Origin of the sequence: Priestia endophytica (assembly GCF_026790145.1) — a bacterium.
Classification (GTDB): Bacteria; Bacillota; Bacilli; order Bacillales; family Bacillaceae_H; genus Bacillus_I; species Bacillus_I endophytica_A.
Window position 1 is genome coordinate 506,720 of record NZ_JALAMS010000001.1, and the last position, 12,473, is coordinate 519,192.

At 38.2% G+C, this 12,473-nt stretch carries 10 protein-coding genes; 9 read left to right on the forward strand and 1 reads right to left on the reverse strand.

The annotated features are described in order from the left end of the window. The first annotated feature begins 11 nt into the window (after positions 1-11). From panC to MOC86_RS02640, 9 genes are all read left to right on the forward strand, one after another. The gene (panC, locus tag MOC86_RS02600; RefSeq protein WP_268582863.1) at positions 12-863 is read left to right on the forward strand and encodes a pantoate--beta-alanine ligase; all 852 of its coding nucleotides are present in this window, start codon (positions 12-14) and stop codon (positions 861-863) included. 352 nt (positions 864-1,215) lie between these two features. Next, on the forward strand, positions 1,216-3,996 hold the full coding sequence (dinG, locus tag MOC86_RS02605; RefSeq protein ID WP_268582579.1) for an ATP-dependent DNA helicase DinG: 2,781 nt from the start codon (positions 1,216-1,218) through the stop codon (positions 3,994-3,996). Between the two features lie 187 nt (positions 3,997-4,183). Further along, positions 4,184-4,354 carry a YpmA family protein gene (locus MOC86_RS02610; protein ID WP_019393039.1) on the forward strand — a complete coding sequence of 57 codons (171 nt, stop codon included), beginning with the start codon at positions 4,184-4,186 and terminating at the stop codon, positions 4,352-4,354. 10 nt (positions 4,355-4,364) lie between these two features. Further along, a complete protein-coding gene (locus tag MOC86_RS02615; RefSeq protein ID WP_268582580.1) occupies positions 4,365-4,856 on the forward strand; it encodes a DUF5590 domain-containing protein in 492 nt (163 codons plus the stop codon). Positions 4,857-4,889: 33 nt separating this feature from the next. Then, entirely contained in the window at positions 4,890-6,074 is a 1,185-nt protein-coding gene (locus tag MOC86_RS02620) for a pyridoxal phosphate-dependent aminotransferase (protein WP_268582581.1), read from the forward strand. A 153-nt stretch (positions 6,075-6,227) separates the two neighbouring features. Next, the gene (gene asnS / locus MOC86_RS02625; protein ID WP_040058505.1) at positions 6,228-7,520 is read left to right on the forward strand and encodes an asparagine--tRNA ligase; all 1,293 of its coding nucleotides are present in this window, start codon (positions 6,228-6,230) and stop codon (positions 7,518-7,520) included. Positions 7,521-7,655: 135 nt separating this feature from the next. Next, the gene (locus MOC86_RS02630) at positions 7,656-8,360 is read left to right on the forward strand and encodes a DnaD domain-containing protein (protein ID WP_268582583.1); all 705 of its coding nucleotides are present in this window, start codon (positions 7,656-7,658) and stop codon (positions 8,358-8,360) included. 67 nt (positions 8,361-8,427) lie between these two features. After that, positions 8,428-9,081: an endonuclease III gene (gene nth / locus MOC86_RS02635; protein WP_019393044.1), complete on the forward strand. Its 654-nt coding sequence runs from the start codon at positions 8,428-8,430 to the stop codon at positions 9,079-9,081. Continuing rightward, positions 9,078-9,554: a YpoC family protein gene (locus MOC86_RS02640; RefSeq protein ID WP_268582584.1), complete on the forward strand. Its 477-nt coding sequence runs from the start codon at positions 9,078-9,080 to the stop codon at positions 9,552-9,554. Before nth ends, MOC86_RS02640 begins: the two co-directional genes overlap by 4 nt. A 28-nt stretch (positions 9,555-9,582) precedes the next feature. Here MOC86_RS02640 and MOC86_RS02645 read toward each other — a convergent pair whose 3' ends face one another. Continuing rightward, entirely contained in the window at positions 9,583-12,372 is a 2,790-nt protein-coding gene (locus MOC86_RS02645; RefSeq protein ID WP_268582586.1) for a transglycosylase domain-containing protein, read from the reverse strand. Between the last annotated feature and the right edge of the window lie 101 nt (positions 12,373-12,473).

A 12,473-nucleotide genomic window follows, 5' to 3' on the forward strand; every position in this document is an offset into this window, starting at 1 on the left:
CAGCCGTAGGTATGAAAGTTATAAAAACTGTAGAAGAAATGAAGGATTTTGTAAGAGAAGAGCGTAAGAGTTGTCGGACAATTGGATTTGTGCCAACAATGGGTTTTTTACATGAAGGACACTTAACCCTTATTAAAAAAGCTAAAGAACAAAATGATACTGTGATTTTAAGTGTTTTTGTTAATCCGACTCAGTTTGGTCCTAATGAAGATTTTGAAAAATATCCAAGAGATGAACAGCGAGATCTTACTCTTGCAGCAAAAGAAGGAGTTGACGTTGTTTTTCTGCCTTCTGTTGATGAAATGTATCCAACATTTCCGACAACGAAACTTACAGCTATAGATCGTACTAACGTTCTTTGTGGAAAAAGCAGACCAGGACATTTTGATGGAGTTGTAACTGTCCTTTCAAAACTATTTCATATAACAATGCCAGATAGAGCTTATTTTGGTTTGAAAGATGCTCAGCAAGTAGCTGTAACGAAGGGACTTGTGGAGGATTATTTCTTTCCAATTGAAATTATTGGTGTTGAGACAGTGCGCGAAGAAGACGGTTTAGCTAAAAGTTCAAGAAATGTTTATTTAACAGAAAAGGAAAGAGAACAAGCTCCTCATTTATATGAAAGTTTGCGTCGGGCAAGTACGCTTGTTAAACAAGGGGAACGAAATAAACAAAAGATTAGAGAAAGCATTCTCGCTCACATTAATGAGCATACAGATGGAGAAGTTGATTATGTGGACCTTTATCGCTATCCATCATTAGAAGAGATAACCGTTCTTGAAGGGAAGATTATTCTCGCTATCGCAGTGAAATTTTCCCAAGCACGCTTAATTGATAACATGATTCTAGATGTTAAAAAATGATGTAAAAGGAAATAGGCTTGAAACTACTGAAGTTGGTAATGCTAGTAAATAGAAGTTTAAAAAGAGAGGAAGAAAAAACAGTTCTGTTTTTCTTCCTCTCTTTTTCACAAGAGCAACGGATATCAAACAATTGCTTAAACATGAGCCAACTGTTAAAATTTTAGAGACAGTAGTCGCCATTGCTTTTCTCTATAACTTAGCCAATAGGCAATAGTTCATATTTAATAATGTTGTTTTAACAGGGATAAACTTTAAAACAACATAGAGAAGAGGGTGTCTAAAAGATGGTGACACTCTTTTTATATTTACATAGAGAAATGTTAGTTATGGAACAATAGAGGTGGACTTTACAATGAGTAATCAGTACGTTGTGCTTGATTTAGAGACAACAGGACATAACCCTAAAAACGGAGATCGTATTATCCAAGTTGCGGCTCTGCTCATGGCGGATGGAGAAGTTCTTGCTCGGTTTTCAACTTTTGTAAACCCAAAAGCTGAAATTCCGACGTTCATTGAGCAGCTTACGCATATTAATAACGAAATGGTGCACCATGCACCAACGTTTGAAGAGATTGCTTCCTCGCTTGTTGAGTTTATTGGGGATGCTTATTTTGTAGCGCACAACGTTCACTTTGATTTTTCTTTCTTGAATCAAGAATTACAAAGAATTGGTTTTAGGCCATTAACAAATAAGCTAATTGATACAGTGGAACTTTCACGTATTTTACTTCCAACAAATGAAGGATACAAGCTTCAGCAGCTTTCAACTCACTTTAATATGGAACATGATAATCCACATCAAGCAGATAGTGATGCAGAAGCAACAGGTGACTTGCTTTTGTTGCTCCTTGATAAAATTAAGGAGCTTCCTAAAGAAACGCTAACATGGCTTTCTCGTTTTGCTCCTTCCTACAAAAGCGCTATTGGTGAGCTTTTTAATCAGGGATTGAAAGAAGCTGTGCGTGCACAAGAGCGAGAAGAACTTGAAATTATTCAAGATTTGCCAATTAAAAAAGCAGTTGTGAAAAACGTCGATAATCATACGGATCTATCATATGAAACCTTTTATAATAAGCGAGAAGAGCTCTTTAAAGGAGTGCTGAAGAAGTATGAATCACGCAGTGCTCAATGGTCAATGATGGAAACTGTATACGAAGCGCTCACAACGAGCCAGCATGCCATAATTGAAGCAGGAACAGGAACAGGCAAGACGTTAGCTTATCTTATTCCAGCTATTTTTGTGGCTAAAGAAAAAAAGCAGCCTGTTGTTGTTTCAACACATACAGTGAATTTACAGCAACAGCTTATCGATCAAAATGCTCCGCTTCTTGAAGAACTTGTTTCATTTCCTGTGTCTGTCACCCTTTTAAAAGGGCGCCATCATTACTTGAATGTTAGAAAGTTTCTTAGCTTTTTACCTAAAAAAGAAAGCAACTATGATATTGTGCTTGCTAAGTCAGCTATTGTCGTGTGGTTGACTATGACAACTACAGGGGATATTGATGAGCTGAACTTGCCTTCTGGCGGAAAGCTTTTTTGGGAACAAATTAATGATGAACAGCCGCTCCCTATCGATTTTCAAGAACCATGGCAGAGGTTCTCATTTTATGAACGAGCTCAAAACAGAGCAAAAGATTCCGACATTATCGTAACAAATCATCGTTTATTGCTTCTGGATGTGATGAGAAAGCAAAAATTTCTTCCTCAATATGATAGTGTAATTATTGATGAAGCTCATCATTTAGAAGAAATTGCGAGTGAACAGCTTGGCACACAACTTGACTATTTTCAAATTCATCATCTTCTTTTAAAAATCGGTACAAATGATACGGAAGGGTATTTAAAAGATGTTGGTGAGTATATGACAGGAAGAAAGTCATGGTTTATTAAACTTGATGGTAATATTAGACAAGTGCGAGCTGAAATGGACGATTTATTTCGTCTTATTCATCGCTATGTAAGAAGAAGCATGCAGCATGAACAAGCGACAACGAGAGTTCGTAAACGATACGAAGTAGAAAAAGCACCATCCGCGATTAAAGAATCTTGTTTAAGGACACTTTTCTTGTTGGAGGATTTTGAGAGAATTTATCTTATCTTTAAACAAGAAGGAGAAAAAAAGCAGTGGGATCCCGTAAGTAAACAGTATGAAAAATGGCATAATTTGATTGCATGTTGTGAAGAGCTTTTACTTATTCGAGATAAATTACATACTCTTCTTCTAACAGAAAAAGAAGGGGAAGTGTGTTGGGTTGAGATTGAAGCAAAAGGGGCGGCAAATGCTGCTTTTTTGTACAATCAACCAGCAGATGTAAGCGAAGCGCTTGCTGATTTATTTTTTACGCATAAAAAGAGCGTTGTATTAACATCTGCCACATTAACGATTAAAGAAGCCTTTGATTATACAATTGAAAGACTTGGTTTATATGATTTTCAACCTTTGCAGTTGAAGATTGAATCTCCTTTTCATTATAAAGAGCAGGCTCGACTTTTTATTCCAGATGATCTTCCTACCGTTAATGAAACAGATCTTGATGATTATTGTCTTTCTCTTGCTCATTCCATCTTGCAAGTTGCTCGGGTGACAAATGGGAAAATGCTTGTTTTATTTACGTCATATGAAATGTTGAAAAAAACGTTTCACTATACAAAAGACTTAGATTTTGAAGAGCGTTTTATGATTTTCGGACAAGGAATTTCAACAAGAAATCGAACAAGACTTGTCAAAGACTTTGTACAGTTTGATCAATCTATTCTCTTTGGAACAAGCAGCTTTTGGGAAGGTGTGGACATTCCAGGAGAAGCTCTTTCGTGTCTTGCTATCGTACGTCTTCCTTTCGCACCTCCACACGACCCAGTTGTCGCGGCTAAAATGGATCGAATAAAAAAGCTAGGCCGAAATGCTTTTACAGAGCAAGCTCTTCCAGATGCGATTATTCGATTTAAACAAGGATTTGGTCGTCTTATCCGTACGAAGAGAGATAAAGGAGCAATCGTGATTTTTGATCGACGGATTATAGAATCACCGTATGGAAAACAGTTTATTAAATCTATCCCAGAAGTGGATGTTGTATACAAACCATTTGATGAAATGATAGAAGGACTTGAAGAATGGTGGGATCCTTCAGAATAAAAAAAGCAGCTACTTTATCATAGCTGCTTTTCTTCCCTGTGTGTGGCAGGAGTTTTGTTTTGATGTAGTCGTAAAATCTAGGTTGAACTGTTATAATATTGCTTAAAGTCATGAGCTTTATGGCTATAATATGTGCGCTAATCGTACAAAATATGCTGGCAATTTTTTTGATAGGAGCGAAATGAATATGGAAACGAAAATTGAAGTATTATCAACAGTAACTGTAGAGAATTCTTCAGACCTTTATAAAGTGGTGGATACGTTGAATCGAACGTTAAAGCGTCAAGATTTAATGTTTGGACTAGCTTTAGATGAAGAAGACAAAGAAAAAGCTGTATTTACAATTTATAGGACTTGAGTGATTTGAAATGAGAAAATGGTTTATTATCGGTGGTAGCATTATTGTTGCTCTTTTTGTATGGCTTTGTGCAGATATTTATCATAGTTCAATTAGCGCAGAAAAAATGGAAAAAGGCGACATTTCTATTTTAACGAAACAGTATAAATTAAAAAACGTTGAGCCAATTTCGACTTACCATGGAAAGAAAACATATTACATTGCAAGCGGAGAAAACGAAAAAGGTGAAAATGTAATTGCATGGGTTCCTGAAAAAGCGAAAAAAGGTGACGTTATAGTTCGAAAAAAAGAGGGTATTATTTCTAAGGAAAGAGTAGAAAGTATTGTAAAACAAGATCGAAATCCAGAAGAAATTAAATCCATTCGCTTAGCTGTAAGCCCTAATGGAAAAACGCCGCTTTGGGAAGTAACGTATACAGACGATGAAAATCGCCTAACCTATTATTATGTCACGACAGGAAGCGGAGACTTTTATCGTCGCTATAGCTTAACGAGGGGCTAAGGTGCTCATGGTTACTACATAAGGGGGAGCGGTATGTTAGCTAATCGCGTTTCATCTTTAACGCCATCCGCAACGCTTGCAATTACGGCAAAGGCAAGAGAGCTTAGAGAAAAGGGATATGATGTAATCGGTCTTGGAGCTGGGGAACCTGACTTTAATACCCCTCATAATATTTTAGAACAAGCTAAAAAAGCGATGGAGCAAGGCTATACTAAATACACGCCATTAGGTGGATTGCTTTCTTTGAAAAAGGCTGTCTCTGTAAAGTTTAAACGAGATCAGAACCTTCATTACGATGCTTCTGAAATTATTATATGTACAGGGGCAAAGCATGCTCTTTATACGCTTTTTCAAGCAGTGTTAAATGAGGGAGATGAAGTGCTTATCCCAACTCCGTACTGGGTAAGTTATCCTGAGCAAGTGAAGCTTGCTGGTGGAGAACCTGTCTTTGTTAAAACATACGAAGAAAACGAGTTTAAAATCAATATTTCTTCTCTTCAAGAAGCTGTTACAAGCAAAACAAAAGCTATTGTGTTAAATTCACCGAGCAATCCAACAGGAATGATTTATACAAGAGAAGAGCTTGAAATGATTGGGAAATTCTGTGTGCAACATAATATTCTTATTATTTCAGATGAGATTTATGAAAAGCTTGTATATGATAAATATCGTCATGTTTCAATTGCAGAGCTGTCAGAAGATATAAAGAAACAGACAATTATCATTAATGGAGTATCAAAGTCACATGCAATGACTGGCTGGAGAATTGGCTATGCTGCGGGAGATCAACAGATTATCAAAGCAATGACAAACCTAGCTAGCCATAGTACTTCAAATCCAACTTCAATTGCGCAATATGCAGCTATTGAGGCATACACTGGAGATCAAAGTGTCGTAGAAGAAATGAGAGTGGCGTTTCAAAAGCGTTTAAACATTATTTACGAAGAGTTAATAAAAATTCCAGGAATTACATGTCTGAAACCGCACGGTGCTTTTTATCTTTTTCCAAATGTATCAAAAGCAGCAGATCTTGCAGGATATGATACAGTTGATAAATGGGTGGAAGGACTTTTAGACGAAGCAAAAGTAGCGCTTGTTCCAGGCTCTGGATTTGGAGCGCCTCATAACGCAAGACTTTCTTATGCAACATCACTTGATGAACTTAGTCGGGCAGTGGAACGGATAAGGAATTTTATGAAGGATCGGATGAACGCCTAGCGATGAAAAAAAGAGCTGTAAAAAAAGGGATACTTTTACGGCTCTTGTACTTGTTGAAAGTGGACGTTATAATAGAAAGCGTGCGCGCATGAAACGGGCGCTTTAAACGTGTTTAAAAAAGGATACATATTGAATGACTTGGAGGCTAAAATGGTGAAGGTAACAATCTCACAAGTAAGTAACTATATTGATCAAGAAGTCACAATTGGAGCGTGGCTTGCAAATAAGCGTTCAAGCGGAAAAATCGCTTTCTTACAACTTCGCGATGGGACAGGCTTTATGCAAGGCGTTGTTGTTAAAGCAGAAGTTGGAGAAGATGTTTTTAAAGTAGCAAAGTCAACAACACAGGAATCTTCTCTTTACGTAACAGGAATTGTAAAGAAAGATGAGCGTTCTCCATTTGGATATGAACTTTCTGTTACAGGGTTAGAAGTAATTCATGAAGCAGTAGACTATCCAATTACACCAAAAGAGCATGGAACAGAGTTTCTAATGGATCATCGTCATCTTTGGATTCGTTCTCGTAAGCAACATGCGGTGCTAAAAATTCGTAATGAAATTATCCGTGCCACATATGAATTTTTTAACAAAAATGATTTCACAAAAATTGATCCACCAATCTTAACGGGAAGTGCTCCTGAAGGAACATCAGAGCTTTTCCATACAAAATATTTCGAAGAAGATGCATACCTTTCTCAAAGTGGTCAGCTTTACATGGAAGCTGCTGCAATGGCATTTGGTAAAGTATTCTCGTTTGGACCAACATTCCGTGCAGAGAAGTCTAAAACACGCCGTCATCTAATTGAGTTTTGGATGATTGAGCCTGAAATGGCATTTTATCAATTTGAGGACAGCTTAAAGGTTCAAGAGCAATATGTTGAACATATTGCGCAAGCAGTGCTAGCAAACTGTAAGCTTGAACTTAAAACGCTTGATAGAGATGTATCAAAGCTTGAAAACATTAAAGCTCCATTTCCACGCATTACGTATGATGATGCCATTACATTCTTAAAAGAGCAAGGATTTGATGATATTGAATGGGGAGATGATTTTGGATCGCCACATGAAACAGCTATTGCTAACAGCTATGATAAGCCTGTTTTCATTACACACTATCCAACATCATTAAAACCATTCTACATGCAGCCAGATCCAGAACGCGAGGAAGTTGTTCTTTGTGCAGATTTGATTGCTCCAGAAGGGTATGGCGAAATTATCGGTGGTTCAGAACGTATTCATGATGTTGACTTATTAGATCAGCGTGTAGAAGAACATGGTCTTGAGCCAGAAGCGTACAAATGGTACTTAGAGCTTCGTAAATATGGTTCTGTACCTCACTCTGGATTTGGATTAGGTCTTGAACGTACTGTAGCTTGGTTGAGCGGTACAGAACATGTTCGTGAGAGCATTCCATTCCCACGTTTATTAAATCGTTTATATCCTTAATAACAAAGAGAAAAAGGTGTTTAAAAAGCAATTAAGCTTTTTAAACACCTTTCTCTAGCTTTTCTAGCTTAGGTAATAATTGAAGTTCTATTTACTCTTTACAACATGATATACTAATAAAAAGAGGTGTTCGCAATGGATAGAGAGAGGGTAGTAGAGTGGTTAGAAGGGGGAAGCGTTTCTATTCCAAAAGTTTTGCTCAAGCACTATGCGGACATTGGACTTAATGAAATTGAATTTTTAACGCTGCTACACATCCATGAATCTATTGGAAGCGGCAATCCCTTCCCAACCCCAATTGAAATTTCCAACCGCATGAGTATTGACGGAACAGCTTGCTCAGAAGTTTTACGAAGTTTAATGAAGAGAGGCTTCTTGGCAATTGAGCAGCAAGACGTTTCTATGATGATCTGTGAAAAGTACTCTTTACGACCTCTATGGCAAAAGCTTGCTTCCCTTATGTTTGAAACGGTTCACGAAGAAGAAGAACAAGAGAGAGAACAGTCGGAGACAGACCTTTACACAATGTTTGAAAAAGAATTTGGTCGTCCGCTATCACCTTTTGAATGTGAAACATTATCGATGTGGATTGACCAAGACGACCATGAGCCAGTTATTATTAAAGCCGCTCTTCGTGAAGCTGTTATGAGCGGGAAACTAAACTTTCGTTATATTGATCGCATTCTTTTTGAATGGAAGAAGAACGGTGTAAAAACAATTGAACAGGCTAGAAACCAAAGTCGAAAATTTAGACAACATCAGCAGTCAAAGCAAGGAGTAAGTTCTAATGAAGGAACGCGCAAAACGACGATTCCCTTTTTTAATTGGTTAGAGCAGTAGAAGAAAACGGGAGGGCTCTCTCGTTTTCTTTTTTTTTGATAAAGAACAATAAAGGAGAACAAAAAGAATGTTAACTCTAAAAGAAATTCGCTACTGTTTGGATCAAATGGCTGAGATGTTTCCTGATGCTCACTGTGAGCTCAATCATCGTAATCCATTTGATTTAACGATTGCTGTAGTGCTTTCTGCACAATGTACAGATGCCCTAGTTAATAAAGTAACAACCCACTTGTTTGAGAAATACCATGAACCACAAGATTATGTGAACGTAACAGAAGAAGAATTACAGCAAGATATTCGTTCTATTGGTCTTTATCGCAATAAGGCTAAAAACATCCGCAAACTTTGTGAATTATTAATAAAGGAACATAATGGAGAAATTCCAAAAACGAGAGAAGAGCTTGAAAAGCTTCCAGGAGTAGGGCGCAAAACAGCTAATGTTGTTTTATCAGTGGCTTTTGGTGTACCAGCTTTAGCTGTTGATACACATGTTGAAAGAGTTTCAAAGAGACTTGCTATCTGTCGGTGGAAAGACTCTGTTTTAGAAGTGGAAAAAACACTAATGAGAAAAGTACCTGAAGATGAATGGTCTGTTACACATCATCGCTTAATTTTTTTCGGGCGCTATCATTGTAAAGCACAAGCCCCAAAATGCGAGATTTGTCCACTTCTTGAGCTTTGTCGCGAAGGAAAGAAAAGAATGAAGAGTAAAAAAGCATGAAAAGCGTAAAAGTGCCACAAAGCTTTATTCATCCACTTTTTTATCAAGAGGAGGACGTTGTTTCCTCCAAAAGTGATTTGTTTTATTATGATATAATGGCTCTTTTGAATGAAAGAGAAGAACGCCCGTGGGAAAAGGGGAGCGAGACTCCTTTTAAAGTGTTTCAAAATGAAAAGGAAGAGATAAGAGAGCTGTTTCGACAGAGAAAAAAAGAAGGCGTTAAAGAACTTATGAAAAGGTCGATTGGTCAATTTATTACCTTTCTTTTCTGGATGAATCATTCACCAGTTCCCGGTTTTCAAAATTTCTCAGAGCATGTAGCTTCTTTAAAAATCAAACCGTTCAATGTTGAAGAACGTTTATCTTTTATAATGCAAAAGCCATATCAGTATGTATCTTATATGCAGCTTGATGAGCTCTTTACAGAAGCTAATAAACAAGCAAAAGTAAATGCCATTATAAAAAGAAAATAGCCGATCCTTTTAAAAGGATCGGCTATTTTTATTGAGCAGTTTCAGGCTGAGTTGGAGTTGTTGGTGTTTCAGTTCCCTCTTCAGGCTGTGTTGGGGTTGTCGTACCTTGACCCCCACCAGTGTCTGGAGTTGTTGGTGTTTCCGTATTGCCACCAGTTCCATCATCAGTTCCTTCATCATTCCCCTCGTTTCCACTAGGTGGAGTCGTTGGCTGAGTTGGTGTTGGCTGCTCGTTATTTTGTTCATCGTTTGTATCATCATTATTATTGTTATCGTCATCGCTGCCGCTATCATCTTCAGACGGTTGTTCATCTTCAGGACGTGTACCTTGCTGATCATCCTGATTATTATCATCCGTTTCTTCGTCAGTTCCTGCTGAACCATCTCCAGTTCCTATACGAAGGGATGTTGAAGCACCGTCACTCTCATCTCCTGAACTATTGACCGCTACAACGGTGAAAGTATAGTTACCGTTAGGAGAGGAAGCTTCAAACGTAGCTGAAGTGCCGTTTGTTGTTGTAGATGAACCTGCTTGACCATCTACCGTTGAAGAGACTCTAAAGGAAACACCGTCTGTATCTCCACTATAATTCCAATTCAACACAATTTGATTGGAAGCTTTGTTGTATGAAGCGCTAAGACCTGATGGTTTCTTAACGTCACTGTCTTCTTTTTTCTCTTCTTTCTCTTCTTTTTCCTTTTCTTCCGCTTTTTTCTCATATGTTTTTGATACTTTAGAAGGCTCTGTACCTTTTACGAAGAGCTCTGTAACCTTTGCACTGTCAGGCGTATATTTGCTCGCAAGACGACCTGGGTTTGCTGAGCCTTTTTCAACCGTCACCTCAGATACTGAGCTTGGTTTCTTAAAGTCTTCATCTTTTACATCTTCAGAAACGTGAGTCATTACTTTACTGAAGATTTGCTTCGCCATGCCAAGCTCTTGGCTTGTATCCATGTAGTACTTTCCTTTTTCAATGTTCTCATATCCTGTCCACACGGCAATGGTATAGTTCGGACTATAGCCGACAAACCATGCGTCAGGGGAGGCACTTGATGGAATATTATACTTTTCACGGTCGTCTTTACTAAAGTTTGTTGTACCCGTTTTACCCGCCACCGTTGCATTTGGAACAGAAACAGCTTTACCCGTCCCTTTTTTCACAACGTCTTTTAACATATCTGTCACCATATATGCCGTATAATCGTGCATAACAGAGTCAGATTCAGGAGATAAATTCATAACGTTTCCGTCAGGGAATTCGACTTTTGTTACGGTATGTGGTGTATTATACACACCATTATTACCGAACGCACTGTACGCTCCAGCCATTTGTGTTGGAGTTACACCGCCGCTAAATCCACCGATTGAGTAAGCTTCAGTAATAGGATCTGGTAGATTTAAACCAAGATTTGTTCCAAACTCACGAGCTTTATCTGCTCCAACAGCTTGGAATGTTTTGAGCGCTGGAATATTGTACGATTGTTCAAGCGCTTTTCGAATTGACACGGTACCATGATAATTGCCACCATAGTTTCCGATATGCGTACCATCTGAATACTCATACGGTTCATCTTTTAGCTGATGGTATGTGGACCATTTTAAATTTTCAACAGCAGGTCCATAATCTAAAATTGGTTTAATGGTTGATCCTGGTTGGCGATTGACTCCTGTTGCAAAACTTAAGCCACGCGCAACCCGATTACGTCCCGCACCAACGGCACGTATCGCTCCCGTTTTAGTATCTACAACAGTAAATCCTGCTTGAAACTTGTCATCAGGCCAGTTGACCATGTTGTCTGTTGATAAAAGTTCATCAACGTAATCTTGCGCATCTGTGTCAAGCGTTGTATGAATTTTAAGACCAGCAGAATAGACGTCTACATCTGTTTTTTGTTTTACTTCTTTTACGACTTCATCAATAAATGTCGTATATTCCCCATCTGTCTCTTCCTGTTCGTCAATTGGAATTAAACTTTTTGTAACAGGTACTTGTTTAGCTTTTTCTACTTCTTCTTTTGAAGCAAAGCCGTGTTTCGCCATTAAGTTTAATACTGTGTTTCGACGCTTTTCAGCACGATCAGGATGTGTATAAGGATCATACGCTCCTGGAGCTTGTGGAAGACCAGCAAGAAGGGCAGCTTCCTCAAGCGTAAGTTCGTCTAAGTCTTTTCCAAAGAAGAACTCAGCGGCTTTCTTGACTCCGAACACTTGAGAGCGCGCATAGTCAATTTTATTTAAGTACATAGCTAAGATTTCTTCTTTTGAATATTTACGTTCAAGTTGAAGAGCTAGCCACATTTCCTGTACTTTTCGAGTGACCGTTTTTTCAGGAGTAAGAACAGACATTTTAATAACCTGTTGGGTAATTGTACTTGCTCCTTCAGCTCCAAATCCACTCGTTACGTTCGCAACAGCCGCTCCACCGATTCGGTAAAAGTCAATTCCGCTATGTTTATAAAAGCGTACATCTTCTGTTGCAATAAAAGCATTCTTAACCTTATCTGGAATCTCGTCATATGTAACAAGCTCTCGCTTTTCACCGCCGAGTTCCGTTATTTCCTTGCCGTTCTTGTCTAGAATAACTGAGGAAACAGGGTCCGTTAACTTTGCATCGTCAAGCTCTGGAGCGGTGCTTGCAATATAAGCAAACGTTCCTACCCCAATTACGAAGCAAATAACGCCAAGTAGAAGAATAATAGCTAGTACGCGTTTAAAAAGGCTCTTTTTTCCTTTATCGCCTTTTTGTTTTCCTCTTCCTCGCTTTGAATTTTCCTTTTGTTTTCTTCGCTGTTCGCGAGAACTATATTGATCAGACATTTTCATTCCTACCTTTCAACGAATTGAAAAGAGAATCAACCACTATAATCATACCTATTGATAAAAGAAAGTCAACAATTAACTTAACATAAAAGGGGAAT

Coding starts and splice junctions, on each gene's coding strand:
- panC (WP_268582863.1), top strand. CDS start 12: ATGAAAGTTATAAAAACTGTAGAAGAAATGAAGGATTTTGTAAGAGAA.
- dinG (WP_268582579.1), top strand. CDS start 1,216: ATGAGTAATCAGTACGTTGTGCTTGATTTAGAGACAACAGGACATAAC.
- MOC86_RS02610 (WP_019393039.1), top strand. CDS start 4,184: ATGGAAACGAAAATTGAAGTATTATCAACAGTAACTGTAGAGAATTCT.
- MOC86_RS02615 (WP_268582580.1), top strand. CDS start 4,365: ATGAGAAAATGGTTTATTATCGGTGGTAGCATTATTGTTGCTCTTTTT.
- MOC86_RS02620 (WP_268582581.1), top strand. CDS start 4,890: ATGTTAGCTAATCGCGTTTCATCTTTAACGCCATCCGCAACGCTTGCA.
- MOC86_RS02630 (WP_268582583.1), top strand. CDS start 7,656: ATGGATAGAGAGAGGGTAGTAGAGTGGTTAGAAGGGGGAAGCGTTTCT.
- nth (WP_019393044.1), top strand. CDS start 8,428: ATGTTAACTCTAAAAGAAATTCGCTACTGTTTGGATCAAATGGCTGAG.
- MOC86_RS02640 (WP_268582584.1), top strand. CDS start 9,078: ATGAAAAGCGTAAAAGTGCCACAAAGCTTTATTCATCCACTTTTTTAT.
- MOC86_RS02645 (WP_268582586.1), bottom strand. CDS start 12,372: ATGTCTGATCAATATAGTTCTCGCGAACAGCGAAGAAAACAAAAGGAA.